27 protein-coding genes are annotated in these 25,999 nt (G+C 65.9%); 15 read left to right on the forward strand and 12 right to left on the reverse strand.

Annotated features, from left to right (window positions below):
* Positions 1-35: 35 nt before the first annotated feature.
* The 3 genes from ACYQ0R_RS12925 to ACYQ0R_RS12935 all read right to left on the reverse strand — a co-directional run bounded on the left by ACYQ0R_RS12925 (position 36) and on the right by ACYQ0R_RS12935 (position 2,185).
* Positions 36-590 carry a hypothetical protein gene (locus ACYQ0R_RS12925; RefSeq protein ID WP_459824439.1) on the reverse strand — a complete coding sequence of 185 codons (555 nt, stop codon included), beginning with the start codon at positions 588-590 and terminating at the stop codon, positions 36-38.
* 4 nt (positions 591-594) lie between these two features.
* On the reverse strand, positions 595-1,200 hold the full coding sequence (gene pspAB / locus ACYQ0R_RS12930; protein WP_459824441.1) for a PspA-associated protein PspAB: 606 nt from the start codon (positions 1,198-1,200) through the stop codon (positions 595-597).
* Positions 1,201-1,273: 73 nt separating this feature from the next.
* Positions 1,274-2,185, reverse strand: coding sequence for an MBL fold metallo-hydrolase (locus ACYQ0R_RS12935; protein ID WP_459824443.1), 912 nt, complete (start codon positions 2,183-2,185; stop codon positions 1,274-1,276).
* A 589-nt stretch (positions 2,186-2,774) separates the two neighbouring features.
* Between ACYQ0R_RS12935 and ACYQ0R_RS12940 the strand changes: the two genes are divergently transcribed.
* Both ACYQ0R_RS12940 and ACYQ0R_RS12945 read left to right on the forward strand, forming a co-directional pair.
* On the forward strand, positions 2,775-3,728 hold the full coding sequence (locus ACYQ0R_RS12940; RefSeq protein ID WP_459824446.1) for an NAD(P)H-binding protein: 954 nt from the start codon (positions 2,775-2,777) through the stop codon (positions 3,726-3,728).
* Positions 3,729-3,766: 38 nt separating this feature from the next.
* Complete coding sequence (locus ACYQ0R_RS12945) at positions 3,767-4,447, forward strand: DUF7530 family protein (protein ID WP_459825772.1); 681 nt, start codon at positions 3,767-3,769, stop codon at positions 4,445-4,447.
* Between the two features lie 28 nt (positions 4,448-4,475).
* Here ACYQ0R_RS12945 and ACYQ0R_RS12950 read toward each other — a convergent pair whose 3' ends face one another.
* Entirely contained in the window at positions 4,476-4,643 is a 168-nt protein-coding gene (locus ACYQ0R_RS12950) for a DUF5786 family protein (RefSeq protein WP_459825774.1), read from the reverse strand.
* Positions 4,644-4,768: 125 nt separating this feature from the next.
* Between ACYQ0R_RS12950 and ACYQ0R_RS12955 the strand changes: the two genes are divergently transcribed.
* The 11 genes from ACYQ0R_RS12955 to htpX all read left to right on the forward strand — a co-directional run bounded on the left by ACYQ0R_RS12955 (position 4,769) and on the right by htpX (position 16,109).
* Complete coding sequence (locus ACYQ0R_RS12955; RefSeq protein WP_459824449.1) at positions 4,769-5,818, forward strand: DUF5784 family protein; 1,050 nt, start codon at positions 4,769-4,771, stop codon at positions 5,816-5,818.
* Between the two features lie 138 nt (positions 5,819-5,956).
* A complete protein-coding gene (cheY, locus tag ACYQ0R_RS12960) occupies positions 5,957-6,313 on the forward strand; it encodes a chemotaxis protein CheY (RefSeq protein WP_459824452.1) in 357 nt (118 codons plus the stop codon).
* Positions 6,313-7,506 carry a chemotaxis protein CheC gene (locus ACYQ0R_RS12965; protein WP_459824454.1) on the forward strand — a complete coding sequence of 398 codons (1,194 nt, stop codon included), beginning with the start codon at positions 6,313-6,315 and terminating at the stop codon, positions 7,504-7,506. The genes cheY and ACYQ0R_RS12965 overlap by 1 nt, the downstream gene beginning before the upstream one ends.
* Positions 7,503-8,015, forward strand: coding sequence for a chemotaxis protein CheD (locus ACYQ0R_RS12970; protein ID WP_459824456.1), 513 nt, complete (start codon positions 7,503-7,505; stop codon positions 8,013-8,015). The genes ACYQ0R_RS12965 and ACYQ0R_RS12970 overlap by 4 nt, the downstream gene beginning before the upstream one ends.
* Positions 8,016-8,174: 159 nt before the next feature.
* On the forward strand, positions 8,175-9,836 hold the full coding sequence (locus ACYQ0R_RS12975) for a FlaD/FlaE family flagellar protein (protein WP_459824459.1): 1,662 nt from the start codon (positions 8,175-8,177) through the stop codon (positions 9,834-9,836).
* The gene (gene arlF / locus ACYQ0R_RS12980; protein ID WP_459824462.1) at positions 9,826-10,335 is read left to right on the forward strand and encodes an archaellum stator protein ArlF; all 510 of its coding nucleotides are present in this window, start codon (positions 9,826-9,828) and stop codon (positions 10,333-10,335) included. Before ACYQ0R_RS12975 ends, arlF begins: the two co-directional genes overlap by 11 nt.
* Positions 10,336-10,842: an archaellum stator protein ArlG gene (gene arlG, locus ACYQ0R_RS12985; RefSeq protein WP_459824465.1), complete on the forward strand. Its 507-nt coding sequence runs from the start codon at positions 10,336-10,338 to the stop codon at positions 10,840-10,842.
* A complete protein-coding gene (gene arlH / locus ACYQ0R_RS12990) occupies positions 10,843-11,595 on the forward strand; it encodes an archaellum protein ArlH (RefSeq protein ID WP_459824467.1) in 753 nt (250 codons plus the stop codon). It abuts the gene before it with no gap.
* 111 nt (positions 11,596-11,706) lie between these two features.
* Positions 11,707-13,380 (forward strand): type II/IV secretion system ATPase subunit, encoded by a 1,674-nt coding sequence (locus ACYQ0R_RS12995; RefSeq protein WP_459824469.1) that lies wholly within the window; start codon positions 11,707-11,709, stop codon positions 13,378-13,380.
* Between the two features lie 51 nt (positions 13,381-13,431).
* Positions 13,432-15,168, forward strand: a complete 1,737-nt coding sequence (gene flaJ / locus ACYQ0R_RS13000; RefSeq protein ID WP_459824471.1) for an archaellar assembly protein FlaJ — start codon at positions 13,432-13,434, stop codon at positions 15,166-15,168.
* A gap of 68 nt (positions 15,169-15,236) precedes the next feature.
* On the forward strand, positions 15,237-16,109 hold the full coding sequence (gene htpX / locus ACYQ0R_RS13005) for a zinc metalloprotease HtpX (protein ID WP_459824474.1): 873 nt from the start codon (positions 15,237-15,239) through the stop codon (positions 16,107-16,109).
* Between the two features lie 12 nt (positions 16,110-16,121).
* Here htpX and ACYQ0R_RS13010 read toward each other — a convergent pair whose 3' ends face one another.
* The 3 genes from ACYQ0R_RS13010 to ACYQ0R_RS13020 all read right to left on the reverse strand — a co-directional run bounded on the left by ACYQ0R_RS13010 (position 16,122) and on the right by ACYQ0R_RS13020 (position 19,580).
* Positions 16,122-16,535, reverse strand: a complete 414-nt coding sequence (locus tag ACYQ0R_RS13010; protein ID WP_459824476.1) for a hypothetical protein — start codon at positions 16,533-16,535, stop codon at positions 16,122-16,124.
* Positions 16,536-16,809: 274 nt separating this feature from the next.
* Positions 16,810-18,015 (reverse strand): IS4 family transposase, encoded by a 1,206-nt coding sequence (locus tag ACYQ0R_RS13015; protein WP_459824478.1) that lies wholly within the window; start codon positions 18,013-18,015, stop codon positions 16,810-16,812.
* A 185-nt stretch (positions 18,016-18,200) separates the two neighbouring features.
* Complete coding sequence (locus ACYQ0R_RS13020) at positions 18,201-19,580, reverse strand: phosphoglucomutase/phosphomannomutase family protein (RefSeq protein ID WP_459824481.1); 1,380 nt, start codon at positions 19,578-19,580, stop codon at positions 18,201-18,203.
* A gap of 127 nt (positions 19,581-19,707) precedes the next feature.
* On the opposite strand from ACYQ0R_RS13020, the gene ACYQ0R_RS13025 reads away from it, so the two are divergent.
* Positions 19,708-20,241 (forward strand): NADPH-dependent FMN reductase, encoded by a 534-nt coding sequence (locus ACYQ0R_RS13025; protein ID WP_459824484.1) that lies wholly within the window; start codon positions 19,708-19,710, stop codon positions 20,239-20,241.
* Between the two features lie 104 nt (positions 20,242-20,345).
* On the forward strand, positions 20,346-20,714 hold the full coding sequence (locus tag ACYQ0R_RS13030) for a rhodanese-like domain-containing protein (RefSeq protein WP_459824487.1): 369 nt from the start codon (positions 20,346-20,348) through the stop codon (positions 20,712-20,714).
* Between the two features lie 55 nt (positions 20,715-20,769).
* Here ACYQ0R_RS13030 and argF read toward each other — a convergent pair whose 3' ends face one another.
* Genes argF through argC form a run of 5 tightly spaced genes read right to left on the reverse strand, consistent with a single transcriptional unit; the run spans position 20,770 to position 25,999 of the window.
* Positions 20,770-21,672 (reverse strand): ornithine carbamoyltransferase, encoded by a 903-nt coding sequence (gene argF, locus ACYQ0R_RS13035; RefSeq protein ID WP_459824489.1) that lies wholly within the window; start codon positions 21,670-21,672, stop codon positions 20,770-20,772.
* A 28-nt stretch (positions 21,673-21,700) separates the two neighbouring features.
* Positions 21,701-22,891, reverse strand: coding sequence for a [LysW]-lysine hydrolase (locus ACYQ0R_RS13040; protein WP_459824492.1), 1,191 nt, complete (start codon positions 22,889-22,891; stop codon positions 21,701-21,703).
* A complete protein-coding gene (locus ACYQ0R_RS13045; RefSeq protein ID WP_459824495.1) occupies positions 22,891-24,018 on the reverse strand; it encodes an aspartate aminotransferase family protein in 1,128 nt (375 codons plus the stop codon). The genes ACYQ0R_RS13040 and ACYQ0R_RS13045 overlap by 1 nt, the downstream gene beginning before the upstream one ends.
* Entirely contained in the window at positions 24,015-24,917 is a 903-nt protein-coding gene (locus ACYQ0R_RS13050; RefSeq protein WP_459824497.1) for an acetylglutamate/acetylaminoadipate kinase, read from the reverse strand. Before ACYQ0R_RS13050 ends, ACYQ0R_RS13045 begins: the two co-directional genes overlap by 4 nt.
* Positions 24,914-25,999: an N-acetyl-gamma-glutamyl-phosphate reductase gene (argC, locus tag ACYQ0R_RS13055; RefSeq protein ID WP_459824500.1), complete on the reverse strand. Its 1,086-nt coding sequence runs from the start codon at positions 25,997-25,999 to the stop codon at positions 24,914-24,916. Before argC ends, ACYQ0R_RS13050 begins: the two co-directional genes overlap by 4 nt.

Consider the following 25,999-nt stretch of genomic DNA (forward strand, 5'->3'; position numbering starts at 1 on the left):
GCTCGTTCGTTCGGACGCAGCATAAGACGTTTCGGTCACGACGAGTCGTCGCTACCGTTCGGTCCCGCGCCGCCATCGCCGGGCATCCCCGCACCATCATCGTTGCCTGATGCCGTACGCGGGCTCGCCCGGTCTCGTTCCGACTCACGCCTTCGACGCTCCACGACGACGCTCGTCGGCGGGGCGAGCCGAAACAGCAGGATGAACGAGACGACGCCGACCAGTTCAGCGGATTTGGAGACGATCGCTAGCGGATCCGCCAGGAGAACGCCGGCAACCTCGCTCCCGTGCCATCCGATGTATCCGAAAAGAAATCCACTCAGGGTTCCCGCACCGAGCGCGTACAGCCGGCGATACTCGTCGGCTTTCAGCGTCGCTGCCGCGATGAGTGCGATGAAAACTCCCCCGAGTACGAAGACGTAGGGTCTCGGATCCGCGGGATCGCTGAGCCGCGGCCACGCCCACAGAAAGTGAACTGCCGCACTCAACACCGCCGCCTGTGCCGCGACCGCCCGGAGCGCTCGCTTGCCCGGGGTGTTCCTCCCGCCGCTCGTCCGGGACCCGGATGACGCTGACGTGGAGCCGTTCATCCAATCACTCCCACGGATGCCTTCCGGGAACGTCCGGCCACAGTGGGTACCAGTACGATTCGTCGTCCTCGGTTCCCAGCTCACCGTCGAGCACGGACTGGAGTTTGAACTCGACGCGCTGATTCCGTTCGTGGTCTCCGTCCGGAGCAAACGGATAGTACGCGCCACGCCTGAACGAGTAGATCCAGTAGGCGTTACCATCCTCGTTCTCGAATCCGAAGACTGCGGCGAGCAGCCGGGAGCCGAACCCCTCCTCGATGAACTGATCGGCCGCGAAGTGGATGCTGGTCACGAGGTCCTCCGGATCGTGGTCCTCGAGGACGAACCAGTGATAGCCGTGGTCGTCCTCGTATCGATGGAAGCCGGTTCCGGTCTCGATCTCCCCGGCCTCGAGGATCGCTTCCACCTGTTCGACCGCGTTGTCGAATCGAGTGCTGTCCACGCCGGAGAAACACAGCGCCGCCTCCCCGCAGTGGTCGTAGCCGAGGTCGGCCTGCATCGTCATGTACGCGGTCGACATTCCGAACAGGTCCTCGGGGTCGGCGTCACGCGTCGCGTCGGTCTCGGCGCTCGTCCCGAGCACCGCCCGGATCGTATCGAAGATACCCATCGTTATCGATCCCGTATACGCGACGCGGGGTTTAGCCTTGTGTCGCAGCTGTCGTCGTCCGGCAGTGTCGGTCTCACTCCTTCGCTCTTTGATCGAGATACGTCAACACGCCCCGCGTGTTCAAGCTCGCTTCTGCCCGGGCTCGCTCCCGATTCCAGAACTCGACATCCTCACTCGCAGTCTCGAAGTGATCGACGACCGACTCGTCCTCCTCGAGCTCCTCGCGTTTTACACGGACGGCCTCGACCCACTCGACGTACGTTCGCTTCGCCTCTCCGATCAGATCGTCGTCATACTCGCGGGGTCCAAAATGGCCGAAACAGAGGACGTTCGGGTCTAGACGCTCGATCCGTCGCAGATCCTCGAGACATTGGTCCAGATCGAACTGTGGTGGTGGCGTCGTCTCGCGAACCGTGTCGACGACCGGGACGTAGATTCCCGCACCGTCGGCAGTGAACACGACGTCGGCGTCGGGAACCTGATACACGGCGTGGTGTGGAGCGTGTCCGGGTGCGGCGTGGACGATGAGATCGGTGTCGCCGAGATCGATCCGATCCCCGTCCTCGAGACCGGTGATCCGGTGTTCGGGGACCGGTCGAGGATCGGCGTAGTAGCGCCACTGGTCCTGCACTGCCGATTTCGTCCCGGAAACGAGTCGGCCCGGATCAACGAGATGTCTCGCACCCGGCTTGGGCACCACGACCTCGGCGTTGGGATACCGCTCCGCAAGATATCCGGCTCCACCTGCGTGGTCAAGGTGGGCGTGGGTCGCCACGATCCACGCGAGCTCCTCTCGACCGACGCCGATCTCATCGAGCGTCTCGAACAGTGCCTCACGGTTCGCTCCGGTTCCGGTGTCGATCACGGCCGGCCGTTCGGTGTCGTACACGTACACCGACCCGTACTCGTCCGTGTCGAACATCCCGGTGTCGTGTACGTACAGGTCATCGACCCCGCGTACCGGCTCGAACTCACCAGCTTCCATGTCGAAGCCGACAGCGTGTGGTGACTTGAAGGATCGTTCTTCGTCTCGTACCCTTTCTCCGGACACATCGACGGCGGGTGGCCAGGTGAGCTGGCTCCATGAAAGGCAGTTTGGAACCGAAGAAGGTAGTTCACCTCCGTGGAACGTGGTTCGTCGCCGAAGAGGGATTACGGAGAATCGAGGAGAAAGCCTCGCCGTTCACGGCGCGGAGGATGTCATACGAGCAGTCGGATCAAGCGGTTGTACGACGCGCGGTCTCGATGGTCACAGCGATGTGATAGGGGCGTGGAATATGTTGCAGTCTGAAGTGGGGCCGATGGCCCGGCCCGCTGCCCTGTCTGCTGGACGCGGCAGGGACACACCCCACAGAATTGAGGGGGCGTACTGGCAATGGAACGAACACGACTGGAGACCCACCGATTTTGGGGAACAGTCGCGTTCGCCTGACCAACCCAGCGTCAGCAAACCCGTACGTTCACAGCCGGGGTAATCGACAGGGTGGATTACCCACGGAGGAATCCTCGCGTTCAGCGCGGGGAGGAGGTCAAGCATGTCCGGGGATTATGTTCTTCGGTCGCTTAAATGGACCATGCGCGTTCTCGTCACCGGTGCGACCGGGTTCGTCGGACGGCGACTCGTACCGGCGCTGATCGACCGCGGACACGAGGTCGTTTCGCTGGTCCGCGATGCGGGCCGATACGACGCTCCCGACGGAGCCAGCGTCGTCGAAGGCGATCTTCTGGAGCCGGAGACGCTCCCACCGGCGTTCGAGATAGACGGCAAACCCGTCGATGCGGCGTATTATCTCGTCCATTCGATGGATGGTGGTCCCGGATACGAGGAACGCGACCGAACCTGTGCACGGAACTTCGCACGGATCGCCGCCGAGCGTGGCGTCTCGCGCGTCGTGTATCTGGGTGGTCTCGGCGAGGACCGGGACGACCTCTCGGAGCATCTCCGGTCGCGGCGGGAGGTCGAGCGCCTCCTCGGGGCTGGAGGATACGAACTCACGGTGTTACGCGCCGCGATTATCATCGGCGCCGGAAGCGCTAGCTTCGAGGTGATCCGCGATCTCGCGGACAGACTCCCGGTGATGATCACGCCGAAATGGGTCGATACCCTCTGTCAGCCGATCGCGATCGACGATGTCGTAGCGTATCTCGTCGGAGTCCTCGACGCACCGGCGACTGCGGGTGACACCTTCGAGATCGGCGGCCCGGAGGTCCTGACGTACGCGGAGATCCTCCGTCGCACCCGCCACCAGCTCGGGCGCGGACTCACGATCCTCAGGGTACCGGTGTTGAGTCCGGGACTCTCGGCGAGTTGGCTTCGCCTGGTTACGGACGTGAATCAGCATCTCGCGCGCTCGCTCGTCGAGGGGCTTCGCAATCCGGTGATCGTTGAGGACGACCGCATCCGTGACCACGTTCCGGTGGAGCGGACCCCGTTCGATCTTGCAGTCGCTCGTGCGCTCGCGGAGGCTCGACCGACCCCTGAGGCCGCGACGACGTCCCGTGTCGGGCTCGGGGTGCTCGATCGATGACCCGCAGAGACGGAGAGATGAGACACCGAGACCACGAGATGCTCCATCAACACGGCGAGACGTGGGTGTACGAGAGCCTCGTCGGCGGGATCCCGGGTCTCGACCTCTCTCGAACTGCGGCGGTCGCGATACAGTTTCTACTGTTTCAAACCGGCGTTCTTCTGTTCGGCTGGTACTACGGTGTGTGGAACGCGGTACTCGCCGGCACCGTCGCGGTCATCGTTGCGGCGATCGGCAGCGTCGAGATGCACCGTCTCGGGTCGGGCAATCGCGAGCTGTCGACGCCGCCGTCCCACAAGCGTCTACTGTTCGGATCGAGCATCGAGATCGTGTTGGGTATCGTCGCGTTCATCGCCCTGTTGACGTATCTGTTCGCGTGGGACGGAACGCTGCTCGATCGGCTTTTCGGGCCGCAGCCGCCGGTCCCAGTGGTGTTTCTCACACTGTTGGTGCTGTGGGATCTCTGCTATCGGATCGGCACCTCGTGGTGGAGCGCGGTCGTCGCCCTGTGGCGCTCGGTGTACGTGGAGCTTTCCGGACCCGACAGGTCGCTCGCCCGCCGACTCGACGCCGAGAACGTCGGGTTCTCGCTGATCCAACTGGCACTCGTTCCGTTCCTCCTCGGCGATCCGATCCTGCTCGGCGCGGTCGTTGGCCACGTGCTTGCGGTTGCCGTCGTCTGTTCGGTGGCTATCTTACTCGGTCGAGAACGGACGTGAGAACGAAGCTTCGACCGCTCACCGGCCGTTACTCGCCCTGAATCTCCTGAAACGTGTCGAGGAGTGCCTCCGTCGAGTCGCCGGAGTCGTACGTGATCGACCCGGCGTATTCGGACCGCTCGGCGTCGAAGTCGGCGTCGACGACGCCCGTCTTCTGCTCACGCCGTTCGTGCTCGTCTTCGTCATAGGCACCCATTGACATGGTACGCTGTCACTTGGACTCACCGCGGTATATATGTATCGGTGATATGAATCCGCTCCGTCCGGCGATCGACCTGCGTCGATCGGAACGCCTTAGCCCCGTGCGACGGTACCTCGGGCGTGGCACAACCGCTCCGATTCAGGCGTGCGCCCGGTCGCTGGAGCGCCGACCGGGTTCGTGCGCGGATCGAACGCCCGCTTGACGACAACCTCGGAGCGACCGCCGACCACCCGTGGTTCAGCTCGCCCGGTGGGTACGACGCCCGCCGCTTCGACATGGACGACGGGTCGATGGCGCTGTTCTGCTGGACCGACCACGACGACGACCCGCCGTCGGGGGTCGACGCCGGACCGGTCGGCTACTGGCTCGGCAACACGGAGACGCCGAGCGAGCTCTGGCGAACGGACAAGTACGGATTCTCTGAGGTTCCGTACCCGGTCTCGCGATGGGCACAGCGCGAGCTGCTCGCCGGGCTTCACGACGACGAGTCGTGGCTTTCGGCGTATCCGCACGTTTCGTGGTTTTTCCTACCGGTGTTTTGCTCGAAGGACGGGGCGGAGACGACGCGGGCGTTCTTCCGCGATCACGCCGCCGGATTCCCGGACGCGACCCGGGAGGCGGCGACCGGCTACCTCGAGCGACTCCTGCATCCAGGGATCCTCGACGAGTACCGTGAGACGATGGCCGGGAAGCTCGGGACCTCCGGCGCGGTCGACCTCGTCCGAATGAGCGCGACGATCGCGGAGTTCACGGCCGCGAAGATCCTCACCGACGCCGGCTACGAGATAACGCCCGAGATCGAGGTGACGACGGGTCACTCCCTCGACTACCGGGCTGAGGAGCCGGACACCGGTCGGGCCTCACTCGTCGAGGTAACTCGTCCACAGCCGGTTTCGAGTCGCAGCGCGAACACGCCGGTAGCCGCGATCCGGGACACCGCCGAGACGAAGACGAACGGGCAGCTGGAGGCGCACGGGGGCGGCGCGACGCTGTTCGTCGACTGTACGTCGTTCCCTCACGACGACTGGAGGGCTGTTCGCCGCGAGCGGCCCGATGTCAGACATAAACCCGCCGTCGTGTATCGCGCACGCCCGGACGGACACGTCGAGGGGTACACGAAGGGGTCGGTCCCGCTCGAACTGGCGGCTGCGATCGACTGGGTCGGGTGAGGAACGTCTGGTGGCCTCTCGTCGAACGACCCCGCCGTTTGGGGATACACGAACACCCGCCGTTCATCACCCGGTCGTTCTCATGACTGAGAACCACGGGCGAGCGATTAAGTGGACGCCGCGACCGATTCGGGGTATATGGCTACGCGCGTACTCATCGCGGACGACTCGGAGTTCATGCGGAATCTACTCCGTGAGATCCTCGAGGGGGAGTTCGAGATCGTCGGCGAGGCGGAAAACGGCGTGGAGGCGGTGAACATGTACGAGGAGCACGGTCCGGATCTCGTGATGATGGACATCGTGATGCCGATTCGTGACGGGATCGAGGCGACGACGGAGATCACCGAGACCGACCCGAGCGCGACGGTGATCATGTGTACCAGCGTCGGACAGGAGGAGAAGATGAAAGCCGCCATCAAGGCGGGTGCGGCGGGGTACATCACGAAGCCGTTCCAGAAACCGAACGTCCTCGACGCGATCGGGTCGGCAGTCTGATGCGCGTCGATGTCCGGGCGCTCGGCGAATGCAATCGGTTGGCCGAACACGGGGCCGAGCAGGCGGCGGCGTCGCTGTCTTCGCTGACGGGCACGGATCTCTCGGTCGAGGTGACCGGCGCGAGCGTCGCTAGCGGCGAGGACCTCGCAAAGGCGTTCAGGGGACGTGAGTCGATCGGCGTGAGCGTCCGTCTCAGCGGCGGTCTCGACGGCGAGGCCGTGCTGGCGTTCGACGCCGCCAACGTCGACGCGCTGTTGTCGCTGCTTCCGGGCGGCCGGTCGATGGGACGGAGCGCCGTAACCGAGGTCGGCAACATCGCGCTCGGCGGCTTCCTCGACGGGTGGGCGAACTATCTCGGTGCGGGGATCGACATGACGCCGCCGCGGTATCTGGAGGCTGACGGCGCGGCCGTCCTCCCCGAGGGTGCGCTCGCGGACGACGGCGTGTTCCTCTTCGAGAGCCGGCTCGACGCGACGGGGACGGATCTCGACTTTTCCATCTACATGCTGCCGGACTCCGGCCCGTTCCGTGACCTGATCGTCGGGAAGACCGCTCCCGCGGCCGCCGCCGGTGGCGAGACGACGGCCGATGGAACGAACCGAACCGCGGTGCCGTACGAGTCGTTGTCGACGTTCTCGGCGCTGGCGAAGCGCGGCTCCGCGAACGCCGCCGACAACATCGGGATGATGACCGGCCTCGAAACGTCCGTGGAGGTGAGTCGTCTCCGGTTCGTCCCGCTCGCGGACGTTCCGGCGGAGGTCGGCCGCGACCCGCATGCCGGCACCGTCTTCGAGCTACAGGGTCGACCGAGCGGCTACCTCGCGATCCTCTTCACCGAGGCGTCGGCGGCGAACGTCGCGGAGGCGATGCTTCCGATGGAGCCCGACGAGCCGCTCGGCGATATGGCCGAAAACGCCCTCTGTGAACTCGGCAACGTGATGACGAGCGGGTTCATCGACGGGTGGGCGAACGTGCTCAGCACGTCGATCGACCACTCGCCTCCGGAGTTCGTCCACGACATCGGCGCGTCGACGATCAGCCCGCTGGTCGCGAAGCTGAGCGAGCGACAGGACTACGGCTTCGTTATCGACGCCGCCATCGAGACGGAGGAGATCCAGGCGCGGTGTGACGTGTACGCGCTCCCGGACGAGCGCGAACTGGCTGCGGTGCTCGAAGAGCTTTCCAACGCGTGAGCCACCCCACGTCGTCACGCGAGTCGTCCGAGATCGGCTCCGAGCGGCGGGTAAAAGTCGGCGTCGGCGAACTCGCCGTGGTAGCCGACGGTGAGACGGTGACGACGAGCGGGCTCGGCTCCTGTGTTGCCGTGGCGATCGGCGATCCCGACACGGGAGTCAGGGGGCTGTTACACGCGATGTTGCCGACTGCCGGGGAAGTCGAGACGCCAGCTCCCCGCCCCGCGAAGTACGTCGACAGCGGGATCGAGACGCTGCTCGAGGAGCTGAAATCGTCCGGCGCGAACCGACGCCAACTGGAGGCGCGCGTCGTCGGCGGGGCGGAGATGCTGGACCTGACCGAGGCGGTGGGTCCCCGGAACGTGACCCGTGCCGAAATGGTGCTCTCAGCCGCGAACGTCCCGATCGTCGGCAGCGACGTCGGCGACACGGTCGGCCGGACGGTCCGATTTCGGCCGGACGGCAGCGTCGCCGTTCGTGCCGCGGACGGGTTCGAGCGGACCCTGTGACCGCCTCGTTGCTTGGCGTATGCTGTCGCAGTCGGTCGATTCCGGGTCGTCGCGGTCGACCGCTCAGCGTCGTGGGCATCGTCCCCGCCCAGGCCGGTGTTCTCATCATTGATAGTTTGAGGGGTGCCTTGAAGTGTGCGCTGGGGGTTTTCACTCACAATGGGCCTCGAACTACCGGTGTGGGGAGCGCCAACCGTGGTGTGGATAGTCGCCACGCTGGGGCTCGTCAGTGCGAGCGTCCTCGATCGGTTCCTCGACGGCGACTCCGACGACTCCAGCGGCTCCGGCGGCATGGGCGGCGACGACGACCTCTTCGGCGGCGGTGGCGGTGCCGGCGGTGGCGGTGGCGGTGCCGGCGGCGGAGAGTTCGACGAGTTCGACGGCATGGACGAGTGGGACGACACGTTCGAGGACGACGGGGACGGCGGCATGGACACCGATGAGCTTGAGAAACGCATCGACGACCTCGAAGCCGAGGTCGCATCGCTGTCCTCGACCGTCTCGACGGTTCGTTCGGAGAACGAGGAGATCTCCGGCACCGTCGAGGATATTGAGGAGGACGTCCGGAACCTGCTCGACATCTACGAGATGGTCACGCGCGGGATCAATCCGTTCGTCGACGAGTCCAGCGGCTTCGACGAGGTCGCTGGCGGCGGGGAGGGATCGTTCGGGCTCTTCGATGACGACGAAGAGGAGGAGGCCGAACCCGACCTCGACGAGGATGTCGCCAACGCGGAGGCGGACGGGTTCTTCGACGAGGAGCTGGTCGAACCGGACGACGGCGGCTTCGACGATCTCGATGACGAACTGGACGAGGAACCGGACGAGGGCGATACCGCCGACGCCGCGTCCGAAACCGAACCGGCGGACGACGGAGATGACATGAACGACGACGGCAAGAGCTTCAGCGAACTCAAAGAAGAGTACGACGCCGGGGAGGCCGACTGGGCCGACGACGGCGGCGAAACGGACGCGGACGTGGCCGCGGACGAGGACCCGTTCGACGACGGCGCGGACTCGTTCGCGGATGACGAGCTCGACGACGGCGCGGACTCGTTCGAGAACGACGCGTTTGACGAGCCGTCCGACTCGCTCGGAGACGGTTTCGAGGAAGGGGACGACTCGTTCGACGACGGCGGATTCGAGGAGGAGCCGACGGCCACCGATCCGGAGCCGACACGAGCGTCGGAGCCCGGGGGCGACCCGGCCGAGGCGAACGGCGACGGGTTCGAGTACGTCCAACAGGACGACCTCTCCGGTCGGCGCGGAAAACCGTATCTCACCGAGCTTCCCGGCGACTACGTCGGGGATCTGCTCGTGATGGAGTGGCTCGAGTTCCTCGTCTCCGCGAGCGACGTCACCGACGCGGTCCGCGCGATCAACTACTACGAGCGGATCGAGTGGATCGGTCCCGACGCCGCCGACCGGCTCCGTGATTTCCTCTCCGGATTCGGAACGATCGACCGGAACCTCGTCGACCGACCGGGAACGGACCGACTCGTCAGGGACCACCACACGCGGAGCCTCCGCTACATCACGCAGCTCAACGGGACGAGCTCGCACACGATCCTTCTCGACCGGTGGGACGACCTCGCCGGGGGGTCCCTCATCGGCGGTGCCCCGCCGGATCCGACCGGGAACGGACGACGCCGAGGCCGTCCGCCGACGGATAACGGCCACTCGCGCCGACGGAGCTCCCGCGACGGACGGGCTCCGACCGACCGGGAAGACAACGGCGCGTCCCCCCGACCGATGAACGACCCGAACCCGCGTCAGGACCGCGGCGATCCGGCCGACGGAGGGTGGGGAGATGGGCGTTAGCGTCTCAGCATCGACCGCCATCATCGTTGCGGGGCTGTTCTTCGCGTTTACGGCGTTTTATCCCGTCGCGGAGAACGGGTTCGAGCGCGTCACTGACGCCCAACACGACGTCAACGAACGCGCGCTGGAGCGTCACAACACCGCCGTCGAGATCGGCACCGCGGAGCTCCGCGACGATTCCGATGACGGTGACCCCGACCGGCTCGTCGTCGAGGTAACCAACGACGGGGCGACCGGCCTCGTCGTGAGCGACACGACGCTGGTCGTCGACAACGAGTACGTCGACGTCGCGGACGCGGAGACGACCGTGTTCGACCGCGGTGAAGCGACGGGCACGACCGACCTGTGGCTCACCGACGAGACGCTGGAGATCACCGTCGACGACGGGGACGATCTGATCGACGGTGACGTCGCGGACGTCGACCGCGTCGTCGTCGTGACCGAGATCGGCGTTCGCGACGCGAGCGTGGTGGACGATACGACCGGAGGTGACGCCTGAATGGCGAGCGTTCCGGTCTCACATCTCGTCCTGTTCATCGCGAGCCTCGTCATCGCGGCCGGGGTCGTCGGCACCGTCACCACCGGCGTCGACCGGGTGAGCTCGGCGGTCGACGACGGGAGCCTCGACGCGACCGAACAGCTTCGCACGGATATCACCGTCATCTCCGATCCGAACGCCGGGGTGTACGATGCGAACGACGACGACGTCGGAACCGTGACGCTGCTGATAAAGAACACCGGCACCCAGCGGCTCCACCCCGACGGATCCAGCATCGACGTGGTGTTCGACGGACAGTTCGTCCGTCCGGATGCGACCGAGGGCGAGGTCGTCTCCGTGGACGGCGCGACCGCATGGAGTCGTGGTGACGTCCTCGAGTTGACGATCGACCTCGACGAACTCGACGGTGTTGACGAGCCACTCGACGAGGAGGACAGCGACCACCGGGTTCATCTCTCGGTGAACGGCGACGAGGAGCTGTTCCAGTTCCGCGTGGAGGGGAGCTAGATGCCCCGAACGGACAACCTGCTGTCGATCGGTCTCGACGACCGCGACCGGCTGAACAAGGAGCTCGGCGGGGGGATGCCCCGCGGCAGCATCGTGCTCATCGAGGGCGACTACGGCGCGGGCAAAAGCGCGATGTCCCAGCGGTTCTCCTACGGGCTCGTCCAGGAGGGAGCGTCGGTGACGCTGATGTCGACGGAGCTGACCGTCCGCGGATTCATCGACCAGATGCACTCGCTGGAGTACGACGTGGTGTCGCCGCTGTTGAAAGAGCAGCTCCTGTTTCTCCACGCCGACTTCGACTCGGGTGGAGCGTTCTCCGACGAGGACGGCGAGCGCAAGGAGCTGCTCAAACGGCTGATGAATGCGGAGGCGATGTGGAACTCGGACGTGATCTTCCTCGACACGTTCGACGCCATCTTCCGGAACGACCCGACGTTCGAGGCGCTCGTCCGGAAAAACGAGGAGCGACAGGCCGCTCTGGAGATCATCTCCTTTTTCAGGGAGATAATCTCGCAGGGAAAAGTCGTCGTGTTGACCGTCGACCCCTCCGCGGTCGACGACGACGCGATCGGTCCGTTCCGCTCGATCGCCGACGTGTTCCTCGAGCTGGAGATGATCGAGGTCGGCAACGACATCCGGCGGCAGATCAACGTCAAGCGGTTCGCCGGGATGGGCGAGCAGGTCGGGGACACGATCGGATTTTCGGTCCGATCGGGGACCGGAATCGTCATCGAGAGCCGAAGCGTCGCCTGACGTGGCGGGGACCAGCACGCTGCAATCCCTGCGTGAGTCGGGGAGCACCGAACGACCCCTGCGTGAGTCGGGGAGCACCGAACGACTGAACACACGCGCACACGAACGGCAATGACCGAACACGGGACAGCCAAACCGTCCGATGAACTCCGCAAGGTGGCCATGCGGCGGCCCCACCTCCGGGAACATCTCCGGGAGTTCAAACAGATCACGGGGGAGTTTCCGCAGTTCATCGAGGAGCCGAAATCGGAGTACGAGTCCGACCGCCCAAACGTGTTGTACCCGGTTGGTGGCCCGATCTTCACGCACGTGTACGGTGACATCGGACAGGAGACGAAGTACTACGCCATCGAGCCACAGATCTCCGGTCCACAGGCGACGGTTCTCAATCAGGTCAGAGATAAGCTGCTCACCGCCAGCGGCCAACACAGCGCTCCCGAGTCCGAAGCCGCGTACGACGACCTCATCGAGGAGCTGCTGGAGGAGGTCACCTATCTCCAGTCGAACCGGGGGGGTCTGCGGTGGGCGATCGACCGACTGCGTAACTGGGGACAGCTCCCGGTGACCGAGGAGACGTACGAGGATATCCGCTACCGTCTCAACCGCGACATCGTCGGGCTCGGTCCGCTGGAACCCGTGATGCGCGACCCGGCCAACGAGGACATTCACGTCATCGGCCCCCACGAGTGCCACGTCGACCACGGGACGTTCGGTATGCTGGAGACGACCGTCGATTTCGGCGACGAGAAGCAGTTCGACAACTGGCTACGAAACATGGGTGAGCGCATCGGCGACCCGCTGTCCGACTCCGACCCCATCGTCGACTCCACGCTGCCGGACGGCTCGCGTATCAACATCATCTACTCCGACGACGTGTCGGTGAAGGGGTCGTCGCTCACCATTCGTCAGGGTGACGAACAGCCGCTGTCGATCAACCAGATCACGAACTGGGGAACACTGTCGCCGGAGCTGGCGGCGTACCTCTGGCTCTGTCTGGAGAACGAACAGACCGTGTTCGTCGTCGGGGAAACCGCGTCCGGGAAAACGACGACGCTGAACGCGATCCTCTCGTACATCCCGCGGGACTCGAAGATATACACCGCGGAGGACACTGCCGAGGTCATCCCCCCACACAACACGTGGCAGCAGCTGTTGACCCGCGAGGGCGGCGACGAGGAGTCCTCCGACGTCGACATGTTCGATCTGGTCGCCGCGGCGCTGCGCTCGCGCCCCGACTACATCATCGTGGGGGAGGTGCGTGGAGCGGAGGGACGGATGGCGTTCCAGGCAGCCCAGACGGGACACCCCGTCATGCTGACGTTCCACGCTTCGGACATCGTCTCGATGATCCAGCGGTTCACCTCCGACCCGATCAACGTGCCGGAGACGTTCATGGACAACGCGGACGTGGCGCTGTTCCAGAACCGAGTGAAACAGGGCGACGACGTCCTGCGGCGAGTGACGAGCGTCCAGGAGATCGAGGGGTACTCAAAGGAGATGGACGGGGTCGTCACCCGCGAAGTGTTCAGCTGGGACCCCGTCGAGGACGAGATCATCTTCCAGGGGATGAACAACTCGTACGTGTTAGAAGAACAGATCGCGACGCTGCTCGGCTACGCGGACACGCGCGATATCTACGACGACCTCGAGTTCAGAGCGAACCTCGTCGAGCGGATGATCCAGGAGGGCGTGTTGGGGTATCACGAAGTCAACCAGGCGATCGACTCCTTCCAGCGCGACGGCGTCGACGGGCTTCCGTTCGACATGCATCGGAAGATCTCCTGAAACATGCTCCGATCGACCACTGGCCGGATGTTCCGAGGGGTCAGCTGACGTATGTCGGTACAGCGCGCCGGCGACGGACTCGCGACCGCGATGCGGGTTACCTCCGAGCTGCTGGAGTCGTACGAGAAGCTCGACATCTCGAAGCGGCAGTATATCGGCTACGTGTTGGTTCCGGCAGCGGTCGTGTTCGCGTTGAGCGTCGTCGGGCTGTTCGTCCTCCCGTTACCGCTGGCCGCTCGAGTTCCGGTTCCGATGTTCGGGGCGCTGACGCTGATCGCGGCGCTCGTGTATCCGAAGATCTATCTCAGCAGTCGCGAGAACCAGATCGACAACCAGCTCCACCTCGTGATGACGCATATGACCGTGCTGTCGACGACGAACATCGACCGCATGGAGGTGTTCCGGACGCTCGCCCGGGAGGAGGAGTACGGTGTCGCCGCCGAGGAGATCGGCAGGATAGTCCACCTAGTCGACACGTGGAACCAGAGTCTCGACGACGCGTGCCGCCGTCGCGCAAAGGAAGTCCCGTCGGAGGCGATGAGCGACTTCTTCGACAGACTCGGGTACACGCTCGGGGCGGGTCAGCCGCTGGAGGAGTTCCTCGTCGCGGAACAGGACGTGATGCTCTCGCAGTACGAGACGCTGTACGAGTCGTCGCTTTCGAACATCGAGGTGATGAAGGACCTGTACATGTCGATGATCCTGTCGGTGACGTTCGCGCTCGTGTTCGCGATCGTCTTGCCGATCCTCACCGGGAACAACCCGACTGCGACGGTCGCGGCCGTGATCGTGTTGTTCGTGTTCGTCCAGCTCGGTTTTTACGTCGCCATCCGCGCGATGTCGCCGTACGATCCGGTGTGGTACCACGCGGACGAGCGATCCCCCGGGGACCTGAAGCTGTGGGCGTCGCTCGGGGTCGGCGGTGGTCTCTCGCTTCTGCTCATCGCGATCACCGCGGGTGGGATGTTCGGGTACGGTCCCGGACTTCCCGGACTGCTCTGGTTCCTCGACGACGTCCGGCTCCCGCTGTATCTCGCGGTACCGATCACGCCGCTCATCATCACCGGCGTCATCCTCCGGACTGAAGAGCAGGCTATCACCGCTCGCGACGCGGAGTTCCCCTCGTTCATCCGCGCGCTCGGCGCGACCGAGAGCGCAAAGCAGTCCACGACGACGGACGTGTTGACCACCCTGCGCGACAAGGACTTCGGGACGCTGTCGCCCGCGATCGAGCGACTCTACCGGCGGCTCAACATGCGAATCAGCACGGAGGGGGCGTGGCGGGCGTTCTCGCGTGACACTCGCTCGTACCTGATCCAGAAGTTCTCCGAGATGTATCTGGTCGCCAGACGGATGGGTGGCGAGCCGAAACAGCTCGGCGAGCTCATTTCGGAGAACATGAACGCGGTCAATAACCTTCGCGAGCAGCGCCGGCAGGCGGCGGTGACGTTCATCGGTCTCATCTACGGGATCACCGCCGCGGCGACGTTCGCCTTCTTCATCGGGCTGGAGATCGTCGCCATCCTCGCGGATCTATCGGCGGATTTCGAGCTGGACCAGATGGATATCGGACAGATCGTCTACGCCGGCGCGTACGACATTCCGCTCATCGAGTATCTCCTGTTGACCGTCGTCATCTTCAACGCCGCGCTCTCCTCGCAGATGATCCGGACCATCGACGGCGGAAACCCGGCGAACGGCTACATCCACTTCGTCCTGCTCACGTGGCTCGGCGCGCTCACCGCCATCGCGACCCGGGCGCTCGTCAACGGGCTGTTGTCGATCTGAGCACGGACGGCCGTCGTCTCCGGATCGGCTCCGGCAGGCTTTAAACCGACGAGCCGATACTGGAGGGTATGCAATGGACCACCGACTGGGGACTTCGAGGACGCATGGCGTTCACGATGTTCCTGCTGTTTGCCCTCTATCTGATATTTGTGGGGCTCCTCGTGACGATGTTCGATGCGGGGATGCTGACGGTGTTGATCCTGCTCGGGGGGTTCTCGCTGGCACAGTACTTCTTCAGCGACAGGCTCGCGCTGCGAAGCATGGGTGCCCGTGAGGTGTCACCCGACGAGTATCCGGAGCTACACCGACGGATCGAGCGGCTTAGCCAGCAGGCCGACCTGCCGAAGCCGAAGGTCGCGGTCGCCGACACGCAGGTCCCGAACGCGTTCGCGACCGGCCGGAACCAGAAGAACGCGACCGTCGCGGTGACGACCGGGATCCTCCGGACGCTCAACGACGAGGAGCTTGAGGGAGTGCTCGCCCACGAGCTCGCCCACATCAAGAACCGCGACGTGATGGTGATGACGATCGCGTCGTTCCTCTCGACTATCGCCTTCTTCATCGTCAGGTGGGGATGGCTGTTCGCCGGCAACGACCGGAACGCGCCGCCCGTGTGGGTCGCCATCGCCGTCTCGCTCGTCGTCTGGGTCATCTCGTTCCTGCTCATCCGCGCGCTCTCGCGATACCGCGAGTACTCGGCGGACCGCGGTGCGGCGCTCATCACCGGTAAGCCCGGTGCGCTCGCGTCCGCGCTGGTGTCGATCAGCGGTCGGATGGACCGCGTTCCGAAGGAGGACCTCCGTGAGGAGGCGGAGATGAACGCGTTCTTCATCATCCCGATCCGCTCGGGGATCATCGGAAAGCTCGCGTCGACGCACCCGTCCACCGAAAACCGGATCGAGCGTCTCCGCGAACTCGAAAAGGAGATGGCGACCGCCTGAGTCGAGCGAAACTTATACCATTCTGGTCAAGACGTCGAGAAGCTCCAGTAGCTCCGCGATGGGCTCGAGCGCTGCCGCGGCCGCCTCGGTCGCGGCCGCGATCCGCTCGGACTCCGCGACGGCGAACCGGGCGATGAGGCCGCCGACGAGGAGGAGCACGATCCCCGCGAGCGTCCGTGAGAACGCGGCCAGTTTCAACAGCAGCGGGAGAGCGAGCAGCGAGACCAACGCCCCGAACCCATACAACAGTGCGGGCCACGCCGAATCGACCCCGCCGAGATCGGTGATCCCATCGCCCGTCACGACCAACGTTGCTCCGACACCGACGATGAGGACGCCCCACAGCAGCGCCCCGAGCAACTTCGCGCGGCTTTCATGTATCGACGCCGAATCGGGCCCGTCGTCGTGAACCCACGGATTCCGCATACGTAACTTCGACAGCTACGTGACAAAATACATTGCTGATGATTTCACACATGTTCTGGCTGTCGCGTTTCGAGTTGATAAAGCCACCGAGAGAACGACTTCTGCGAGAGCAAGATGAGTGTGCTGTCTGAACGAAAATAGCCTGATCAGACGAGATTGTAACCGGCCCGGAGCGGTGAATGAGAAGATTCCCTGTGTCAATTCGGTGTCTTTCGACTGCTCTGGCCAAAGCCGTCGCTGGCGGCGACGGCTGACCCAGCCACCTGAGACCAGCTCAACCGAACGTATCCAGTGATTTGTTCCAGTGCGCCCGGACTTTCTGGATTGTTCGCGGCACGCCACCCTTCACCGGGTGGCGCTGCCGCAGCCAGTAGATCAGCACCAGCCCAATCAACGCAGCGAACAACTCGAACAAGACGCCGTTCAGCGATTTCGAGTGAAAATTCTCGATGTTCAGATACTGCTTCAGTTCACGAAATAGAATCTCGATCACTGTCCGAAGCGTGTAGATGCTGATCACGTCGATGGGATCGTACGCTGACGACGCCAGCGTCGTCAGGTACTCGATCTCTTCTCCGTCTGGTGTTTCCAAGACGATACGACGAAACGTCTCTCCAGTCTCGGCAAGTTCGATCCGTTCATCACGGATCTGTCTCGTTCCGTTCTTGTCGGTGACTTCGACGTTCTGGACGCGCTCCAGAACGTCGACCCGAGCATCTGACCGCAGCAGTGTGACGAAGTCATCGTCGCTGTGCTTGAGTTCACTAAACCGATGATAGCGCGTGTATCCACGGTCAAACACCCAGATAACCGAGTCGAGGTCTGCGAAGACCTCGACATCGGCTTTGAGATGGTCAAACTGCGGACTTTCATGGGTTTGGCCCTCTGTCACAGTTGCACCAAGCGGGTGCTTGTGTTCACCATCCACACGCGCGGCGCAGTGAAGCTCAAGTCCGCCATCGTCTGTGTTACTCTTGTAGGATCGCTCGTCGTCTCCGACGAACTCGTCAGAGACGACGACTGAACGAGTGAGTTCGAGGTTTGTTGCGTCAACAGCAACAACACCGCGAGTAAGTAATTCGAGTCGTTTTCGTTGGACGGCACGTTGATGATACAGCTGTGGCGTGTGGAGCAGCGCGAAAAGACAGCGAACGACCGCGCGGTAGTCGCGGTCGTTCGTGTACCGGGAGAATGTGGAAGCAGCCATTGCTTCGAGTTGTTCGTCAGTCTCAATTTTGTCCGCAAGTTCAGCGAGAGAAGTTGATGGGTCAAGGCCTTCACGGACTGCGATTTTGAGATGGTTGTCGAAGTCGTGCGTTGAACTGTACTTGCCGATATCGAACTGATCGGCAATGGACTCGCTGTCGACTGCGTCGAGCAGCGAGTACAATTCCCTCGAAACGGAGTGGGTAGAATTGAAGTTGCCTGCGTTCGTTTCTCTTGATGACGGCCCTGACCTTTGATCACCAATCACAGACATCAGGCCGTCACTACCGGCTCACGCCGGTTTTAAATACTCGAAACGCGACAGTGTTCTGGTGTCTTCGTTCCAATGCGGTCCGCGGCGGACGTATCGAAATACGGACCAGACGGCGGGCACGCGCTCGCCATCGTTCGAGATGCCGATAGGAGTTTACCGAACTACCGGCTATTCGTCGGGGTCGGCTACACGAGCGGCGCAACGAGTTCACGCCCTTCGGCGAGCAGCTCGTCGACCGCCGCCTCGGAGTCCGCTTCCGCGTACACCCGAAGCACGGGCTCGGTGCCGGACGGACGCACGAGCAGCCACGAGCCGTTCTCCAACAGGAGCTTGAACCCGTCGAGCGTGACCACCTTCGCCACCTCCTGATCGACGACCGACTCCGGAATCCGGTCCTCGAGCTCGTCGAGCACGGCCGCCTTGCGCTCGTCCGGACAGTCGACCGATATCTTTCCGGCCGCGATCCGCCCGTGCTCGTCGAGCAGCCGGTCGACCCGATCGTCGAACGCCTCGTCGGCCTCGGCCGCGGCCGCCAGCAGCGCCATCAACACGCCGTCCTTCTCGCGGACGTGGCCCCGAATCGAGAAGCCGCCGGACTCCTCGCCGCCGAACAGCGCATCGTGGTCGGCCATCGCCTCGGCGACCCATTTGAACCCCACCGGCGTCTCGACGACCTCCTCGCCGTGCGCCTCCGCGATCCGGTCGACGAGGAACGTCGTCGAGACGGTCCGCACCGCCGGCCCGGCGTCGTCGTCGAGCAGTCGGTCGTAACAGGCCGCATAAAACAGGTTGGCATCGAGCACGCCGCGATCGGGCGTACACACCGCGATCCGGTCGGAGTCGCCGTCGTTGGCGATCCCGAGGTCGACGTCGCTCCCCTCGTCGGTGACGAGCGCCGCGAGCTCGTCGAGATGCTCCGCGTTCGGCTCCGGCGGCTCCCCGCCGAACGTCGGGTCGGGGTCACATCGCAGCCGCCGCACCTCCGCGCCCGCGGCCTCCAGCAGGGCGTCCGTAACTCCCCGACCGCTCCCGTGCATCGCGTCGTATGCGACGGTGAGTCCGTCGAGGTCAGCGTCGACGAGCTCACGGGCAGCCGCCGCGTGCGGGCGCACGAAGTCGTGTCGGCGGGTCTCGCCGCGTTCCGCCTCCGGGAGCAGGTCGGGCTCCGCCAGCCGATCGACGATGTCCTCCGTCACTTCGGGCAGTGCCGGCGCGCCGTCGTGCGGGATGAACTTCACGCCGTTGTACTCGGGCGGGTTGTGTGATGCCGTCACCATGCACGCGCCCGATAGGTCGTTGTCGACGATCGCGTACGCGACCAGCGGCGTGGGCACGTCGCGTTCGGGGAGCAGCACGTCGAACCCGTTCCCCGCGAGCACCTCGGCGAGACTCTCGGCGAACCCCTCGCTGGTCTCCCGGGCGTCGTAGCCGACCGCGACCGGCTCGTCGTGGCCGGCCGCAACGAGGTGGTCGGCGACCGCCTGTCCCACGATCCGGACACGTTCGTCGGTGAACGTGTCGAGCGTCGCCCGCCAGCCGTCGGTTCCGAAAGAGATGGCGTCCATACGAGTCGTGTCGGCGTCCAGCCTCATAACGTCGGGTGTCGGCGTCCAGCTCCACAACACCGGGTTCGGCGTCGGTAGTCGGTCCGGACTCGCCGTCCTTTTGCCCGTTCACCACCCACTCTGGGGCATGACCACGATCGTCGCCATCTCCGGAAGCCGCCGGGACGGGAGCACCACGCGAGCCGCGCTCGGCGTCGTACTCGACGCTGCCGCGGCCGCCGGTGCCGACACCGAACTCCTCGACCTCGGCGGGGTCGATCTCCCGCTGTACCATCCCGACGAGGACGAACAGGGGGACAGCGAGGCGCTCACACGTCGGGTCCGCGAGGCCGACGGCGTGATCGCCGGATCGCCCGTCTACCGCGGCTCCTACTCCTCGACGTTCAAGAACTTCCACGACTTCTGTGGCTCCGAGGAGTACGAACACACCGCCGTTGGGCTCCTCGTCACCGCCGGTGGCGGATCCTACGGCGGGGCGCTCGAACATCTCCGCTCGACGTTCCGGAACGTCCACGCGTGGGTCGTCCCCCACGAGGTCGGGATCCGCGGCGCCTCGCGAGCCATCGACCAGGACGGTCGGCTCCGCGACGACGACCTGCGGGAGCGCACGGAGACGCTCGGACGGATGGTCGTCGAACACGCCGAACGGCTTCCCGACTGACCGTACTGCTTCGCCGCGGAGCCGTGGCCGATGTCGGCGGCGGCACACGAGCACGATCGTCGGAGAAACGCCACGAATTTGTGTAGCCGACCCAATATCACGATATGAGCCGTCTCCGCCCGGACGAACTCGCCGAGCGTCTCGGCACCGACGACGAGCCGTTTCTCCTCGACATCCGTCCGCAGTCCGACTACCGTTCGAACGCGATCGACGGAAGTCACAACGTTCCCGTCTACGACGACCTCGGCCGTGGCGACGAGTCGTCGCTCCGCAGCCGGCTCGACGAGATCCCGGCCGACGAGGAGGTCGTCGTCGTGTGCAAGATGGGGATCGTCGCCAAGCGCGCGACGAGCGTGCTCGACGAGGAGGGGTACGCCGCCGCCACGCTCACCGGGGGGATGAGCGGCTGGAGCGGGTATCAACGCGGCTCGCTGGGGTACAAGCTCCGGTCGCTGTGGTGGACGCTCCGGTAGGACGATTTCGGACGCTTCGAAAGCACTCGCGACGCTCTCCGGCGCTCGCGACGCTTTACGGCGTTCCGCCGAGCAGCTCGACGAGCAGCGCGTTCTGTGCGTGCATCCGGTTTTCGGCCTGCTCCCACACCAGCGCCCGGTCGGACTCCATCACCTCGTCGGTGATCTCCTCGCCGCGGTGTGCCGGGAGGCAGTGCATCACCGTCGCGTCGGTGTCGGCGAGCAGGTCGCCGTTCACCTGGAACCCGTCGAACGCGGCGAGCTTCTCCTCGCGTAGCTCCTCTTGCCCCATCGAGATCCACACGTCGGTGTAGACGATATCCGCGCCGTCGATCGCCGCCTCGGGATCGGTCGTCGGCTCGATATCCGCGCCGTACGAGGCGGCGCGGTCGAACACGCCCGGATCCATCCCGTAGTCGGCGGGTGTCGCGACCGAGACGTCGATCCCGGCCATCGCCGCGCCGACGACGAACGACTGGCCGACGTTGTTGCCGTCACCGACCCACCCGACGTGGGCGTCCTCGCCGACCGTCTCGCGGATCGTGAGCAGGTCGGCGAGCGTCTGGCAGGGATGTGCCTCGTCGGTGAGGCCGTTGATGACGGGACAGTCCGCGTACTCCGCGAGCGTCTCGACGTCTTCGTGATCGAACAGTCGAGCCATCACGCCGTCGACGTAGCGACCGAGCACGCGGGCGGTGTCCCGCAGCGGCTCGCCGTGCCCGAGCTGGATGTCGTCGGGGCCGAGGAACATCGCGTGACCGCCGAGCCTCGTCATTCCGGTCTCGAAGGAGACGCGGGTTCGCGTCGACGGCTTCTCGAATATCATCCCGAGCGTCGCGTCGGGCAGCCGCTCGTCGACCGCGCCGGTTTTCATCGCCGTCGCGAGATCGAGCAACCGGTCGAGTTCGGCGGGCGTTACGTCGTCGATGTCGAGGAAGTCGGTCGTGTCGAGTGGCATGGTCGAACTGAGTGCTTCGGGGGTCGGTTCACAGCTGCTCCCGGCAGACGTCGGTCAACACCGCGGTCGCGCGGTCCAGATCCGAGAGGGGAAGTCGCTCGTCCGGCGCGTGGTCCAGCTCGGAGTTGCCGGGTCCGTAGGTGACCATCGGGCAGTCCCACGCGTCGGCGAACAGGTTCATGTCGCTCGTGCCGGTTTTCCGCAGCAGGCGGACGTCGCCGTCCGCGCTACGAATGGCGACGCGGAACGCTCGCGCGAGCTCCGTCCGGGGGCTCTCCATCACGGGCGGCATCGGCTCACCCCAGTGGACCGATCCGGTCGTCAGCTCCCCCTCGGCGAGTTCGTGGATCTCGTCGACGGGTCTGGTCGGCGGCACGCGCAGCTGGACGTCCATCGTCGCCTCCACGGCGAGGCCGTCGTCGCTCAACCCGCCGTCGATGGAGATCGGTTTCGTCGTCACCTGGTCGAAGACGGCCGTGTCGGAGTCGTCCGGCGTGAACGTCTCCTCGACGCCGTGCCACCAGTCGATCGCGTGCTGGATCGCGTTCGGCTCCGGCCGCGAGGAGTGACCCGACTCGCTCGTGTTCACGTACGTTCCCTCGAGGAGCCCGCGATAGCCGAGCGTGATCCCGTCCCAGCCGGACGGCTCGCCGTTGATCACGGCCTCCGGAGCGTCGCGGTCGGCGATGAGCGCGCGGGCCCCGCCGGAGTCGACCTCCTCCCGGACGACCCCCCCGAACGAGACGCCCGTCTTCACCGCTGCGACCGCCATCGCGACCAGCGGTCCGGTCGCGTCGACGCTCCCCCGCCCCCACAGCACGGGCTCGCCCGGCTCGCCGACGCGAACGTCGGACGCCTCCGGCTCCTCACCTTCGGGCGGTGCCGGTCGCACCTCGACCGGGATGTCGCCGGGCACCGTATCGATGTGGGAGGTGAGAAGCACCGCGTCGTTGGCCGGCGCGCGAACGTTACCCGCCTCGTCGACCCACGCCTCGCGCCCGTTCGCCTCGAAGAAGTCGACGAGCCGCTCGGCGGCCGCCGCCTCCTCGCCCGACGGCGAGGGGATCGACACCATGTCGTACAGCAGCCTGCGGGCCGCCGTGTCGCACGCGGCGGGATATCCTCCGCCGGCGACGACGTCGGTGCCAGCGGTCTCCGTCCCGCTGCCGGCCGAGTCACCGGTCGCGTCCGTCGTGCCGCGCCCCTCGCCGGTCGCCATCAGCCGACCACCTCCTCGATGGCGTCGAGGACCTCGTCGGCGTGTTCCCGTGTAACCGTCAGCGGCGGCAGCAGCCGCAACACCGTCCGACCGGCCGGTAGCGCGAGCACCTGATGCTCCAGCGCCAGGTCCCGGAGCAGCCGGTTCGATCCGCGCTTCACCTCGATGCCGATCATCAGCCCCGCACCGCGCACGTCGCGCACGTCGTCGCCGAGCCGGCGCTCCGCCTCCTCGCGGATGTACGCGCCGACCTCCGCGGCGTGCTCGGCGAGCCCCTCGCGCTCGATCACGTCGAGGGTCGCGCCCGTCGCCGCCGCGACGACCGGGCCGCCAGAGAACGTCGAGCCGTGGTCGCCGTGCGACTCGGCGATCCAGTCGCGACACAGCGTCGCGCCGATCGGGAGCCCGCTGCCGAGCCCCTTCGCAGCCGTCAGGACGTCCGGCACCACGTCGTGGCGGTCGGCCGCCCACAGCGAGCCGGTGCGCCCGACCCCCGTCTGGATCTCGTCGAGGATCAGCGCCGCGCCGTTCGTCGCGGTAGCGACCCGAACCGCCTGCAGATACTCCGTCGACACCGGGTTGATCCCGCCCTCGCCCTGCAGCGGCTCGAGGATCACCGCTGCGGTCTCCTCGTCGACCGCCTCGCGCATCGCGTCGACGTCGCCGTACGGGACGAACTCCACGCCACCCGCGAGCGGCTCGTACGGCGCCTTGTACTTGTCTTTCCAGGTGGTCGCCAGTGCGCCCATCGTCCGGCCGTGGAACCCCTGTCGCGTGGCGACGATCTTCTCGCGACCCGTGGCCGCGCGAGCGAACTTCAACGCCGCCTCGTTCGCCTCCGTGCCGGAGTTACACAGCCAGACGTTGTCGACGTCGACCGGGGCGGTCTCGGCGAGCTGCTCGTACAGCGCCGTCCGCGCCGCGTGGGGGTACGACGCCTGCACGTACATCAGCTCCTCCAGCTGGCTCGTCGCGGCGTCGACGACCTCGGGGTGACAGTGGCCGACCGGGACGCACGCGTAGCTCGCGCCGAAATCCAGATACTCGGTGCCGTTCGCGTCGGTCAGATACACGTCGTCGCCGGAGACGATCTCGATCGGCTTCTCCGAGAAGACGAAGCCGCTCACGCGGTCTCACCCCCGTCGTCGCTCCCGCTGCGTCCGGCCGCGTCCTCCACCTCGTCACCGAGCGCCGACCGCTCGATCGTCGTTCCCGATCCGCCGAGCGCGGCGACGATCGGGTCGCGGACGTTGGCGTCGGCGACGACGACGCGGGGCGATCCGCCCTCCAGCGCCTCCGTCGCGGCCAGCACCTTCTTACCCATGAACCCCTCGGCGGCCTCCTCGACCGCCGCCAGCTCCGCCGGCGTCGCCGCCGACTCGATCAGCGTCTCGGGGTCGTCAGGGTCGGCGTACACGCCCGCGACGTCGGTCAACAGCACGAGCTCGGCGTCGAGCGCGCCCGCGACCGCCGCGGCCGCCCGGTCCGCGTCCGTGTTCACCGGCGTCACCTCGCCGTCGCCCTCCTCGCCGGCCATCGGCGGGGAGACGACGGGGGTGTACCCGTCCGCGAGCAGCCCAGCGAGCAGGCCGGTGTCGACCGACTCGATCCGCCCGGAGTGTTCCCCGCGTTTGATCTTCCGCTTGCCGTCCTCGACGACGCGGATCGCCGACTTGCGCGGCCCCGAGAGGAGCCCGCCGTCGACCCCGCTGAGGCCGACCGCGTCGACGCCGGCCGACCGGAACAGCGCGGTCAGCTCCGTGTTGAGCTTGCCCGCCATCGCCATCGTGAACGCCTCCATCGTGTCGGCGTCGGTGAACCGGCCGGTGACGCCGGAGGCGGACTCGACGTACTCCGGCTCCATGCCGAGCCGCTCGATGGTCTCGTCGACGACCGTCGAGCCGCCGTGGACGACGACGACCGACCGACCGTTGGCGACGAGGTGGGCGACGTCGCCGACCGCGCCCGCCGGGTCGACCGCCTTCGCGCCGCCGATCTTCACGACGACCGGGGGGTCGTCGGTCATGGCGATCCCACCGGGTGGAGTCCCCCGAACTCGAGGCCGGCCGTCTCGGGCAGCCCGAGCGCGACGTTCGTCGCGTGGACGGCCTGCCCGGCCGACCCTTTCATCATGTTGTCGATCGCCGAGAACACGACGATCCGGCGGTTGCCGGGGTCGAGCTCGAAGCCGACCTCGCCGTGGTTCGTCCCCGCGACCGCCTTCGGCTCGGGGTAGCGGTAGACGCCGCCCCCGCCCGAGACGATCCGCATGAACGGTTCGTCGGCGTACGCGCCGCGGTAGCTCTGCCACAGGTCCGTCTTCGAGACGGGCTCGTCCGGGAAGACGTGGCAGGTCGCGGAGGCGCCGCGGACCATGTCGACCGCGTGGACCGTAAAGGAGACGGAGAGTCCGAGGTACGCCTCGATCTCCGCCTCGTGACGATGGCCCGTCGGCGCGTACGGACGCACTACCCCGGACCGCTCCGGATGTGAGGAGGCCGCGCCGCCGCCGGCGCCACCCTCCGAGGAGCCGACCTTCACGTCGACGACGACCTCGCCCGTCTCCGGGCCGAGTACGCCCGCGTCGACGAGGGGTTTCAGACCGAGAATCGTCGCGGTGGCGTTACAGCCCCCGCCGGCGATGAGATCCGCGTCCGCGAGGTTCTCGCGGTTCAGCTCCGGCAGCGCGTACTCCGCGCGCTCCAGATACTCCGGCGCGGCGTGGCCGTCGTACCACTCGTCGTAGGCGTCGGTGGTCGGCAGCCGGAAATCCGCCGACAGGTCGACGACCGTATCCGCCGCCTCGAAGTACTCGTCGACCTGCTCCATCGAGACGCCGTGGGGCGTCGCCGAAAACAGCACGTCGACGGACACCAGATCGTCCGGCTCCGAGAACCGCAGGTCCAGATCCCGGAGGTTCGGGTGGGCCCGACCGACCGTCATGTTCGCGTCCGACCGCGAGGTCGCCTGCACGACCTCGAAGTTCGGATGGGTTGCGAGCAGGCGGAGCAGCTCCCCGCCGGTGAACCCGGTGCCGCCCACGACGCTGGCGGTGTAGCTCTCGTCGCTCGCCGGCGTTCCGTCCGCGTCCGTGGTGTCGTCGGTCAT

It is taken from the genome of Halorubrum luteum (assembly GCF_054652935.1).

What these genes read in the sequence shown, in the direction of transcription:
- ACYQ0R_RS12925 (WP_459824439.1), bottom strand. Translation starts at nt 590, where the DNA reads ATGAACGGCTCCACGTCAGCGTCATCCGGGTCCCGGACGAGCGGCGGG.
- pspAB (WP_459824441.1), bottom strand. Translation starts at nt 1,200, where the DNA reads ATGGGTATCTTCGATACGATCCGGGCGGTGCTCGGGACGAGCGCCGAG.
- ACYQ0R_RS12935 (WP_459824443.1), bottom strand. Translation starts at nt 2,185, where the DNA reads ATGGAAGCTGGTGAGTTCGAGCCGGTACGCGGGGTCGATGACCTGTAC.
- ACYQ0R_RS12940 (WP_459824446.1), top strand. Translation starts at nt 2,775, where the DNA reads ATGCGCGTTCTCGTCACCGGTGCGACCGGGTTCGTCGGACGGCGACTC.
- ACYQ0R_RS12945 (WP_459825772.1), top strand. Translation starts at nt 3,767, where the DNA reads ATGCTCCATCAACACGGCGAGACGTGGGTGTACGAGAGCCTCGTCGGC.
- ACYQ0R_RS12950 (WP_459825774.1), bottom strand. Translation starts at nt 4,643, where the DNA reads ATGGGTGCCTATGACGAAGACGAGCACGAACGGCGTGAGCAGAAGACG.
- cheY (WP_459824452.1), top strand. Translation starts at nt 5,957, where the DNA reads ATGGCTACGCGCGTACTCATCGCGGACGACTCGGAGTTCATGCGGAAT.
- ACYQ0R_RS12965 (WP_459824454.1), top strand. Translation starts at nt 6,313, where the DNA reads ATGCGCGTCGATGTCCGGGCGCTCGGCGAATGCAATCGGTTGGCCGAA.
- ACYQ0R_RS12975 (WP_459824459.1), top strand. Translation starts at nt 8,175, where the DNA reads ATGGGCCTCGAACTACCGGTGTGGGGAGCGCCAACCGTGGTGTGGATA.
- arlF (WP_459824462.1), top strand. Translation starts at nt 9,826, where the DNA reads ATGGGCGTTAGCGTCTCAGCATCGACCGCCATCATCGTTGCGGGGCTG.
- arlG (WP_459824465.1), top strand. Translation starts at nt 10,336, where the DNA reads ATGGCGAGCGTTCCGGTCTCACATCTCGTCCTGTTCATCGCGAGCCTC.
- arlH (WP_459824467.1), top strand. Translation starts at nt 10,843, where the DNA reads ATGCCCCGAACGGACAACCTGCTGTCGATCGGTCTCGACGACCGCGAC.
- ACYQ0R_RS12995 (WP_459824469.1), top strand. Translation starts at nt 11,707, where the DNA reads ATGACCGAACACGGGACAGCCAAACCGTCCGATGAACTCCGCAAGGTG.
- flaJ (WP_459824471.1), top strand. Translation starts at nt 13,432, where the DNA reads ATGTCGGTACAGCGCGCCGGCGACGGACTCGCGACCGCGATGCGGGTT.
- htpX (WP_459824474.1), top strand. Translation starts at nt 15,237, where the DNA reads ATGCAATGGACCACCGACTGGGGACTTCGAGGACGCATGGCGTTCACG.
- ACYQ0R_RS13010 (WP_459824476.1), bottom strand. Translation starts at nt 16,535, where the DNA reads ATGCGGAATCCGTGGGTTCACGACGACGGGCCCGATTCGGCGTCGATA.
- ACYQ0R_RS13015 (WP_459824478.1), bottom strand. Translation starts at nt 18,015, where the DNA reads ATGTCTGTGATTGGTGATCAAAGGTCAGGGCCGTCATCAAGAGAAACG.
- ACYQ0R_RS13020 (WP_459824481.1), bottom strand. Translation starts at nt 19,580, where the DNA reads ATGGACGCCATCTCTTTCGGAACCGACGGCTGGCGGGCGACGCTCGAC.
- ACYQ0R_RS13025 (WP_459824484.1), top strand. Translation starts at nt 19,708, where the DNA reads ATGACCACGATCGTCGCCATCTCCGGAAGCCGCCGGGACGGGAGCACC.
- ACYQ0R_RS13030 (WP_459824487.1), top strand. Translation starts at nt 20,346, where the DNA reads ATGAGCCGTCTCCGCCCGGACGAACTCGCCGAGCGTCTCGGCACCGAC.
- argF (WP_459824489.1), bottom strand. Translation starts at nt 21,672, where the DNA reads ATGCCACTCGACACGACCGACTTCCTCGACATCGACGACGTAACGCCC.
- ACYQ0R_RS13040 (WP_459824492.1), bottom strand. Translation starts at nt 22,891, where the DNA reads ATGGCGACCGGCGAGGGGCGCGGCACGACGGACGCGACCGGTGACTCG.
- ACYQ0R_RS13050 (WP_459824497.1), bottom strand. Translation starts at nt 24,917, where the DNA reads ATGACCGACGACCCCCCGGTCGTCGTGAAGATCGGCGGCGCGAAGGCG.
- argC (WP_459824500.1), bottom strand. Translation starts at nt 25,999, where the DNA reads ATGACCGACGACACCACGGACGCGGACGGAACGCCGGCGAGCGACGAG.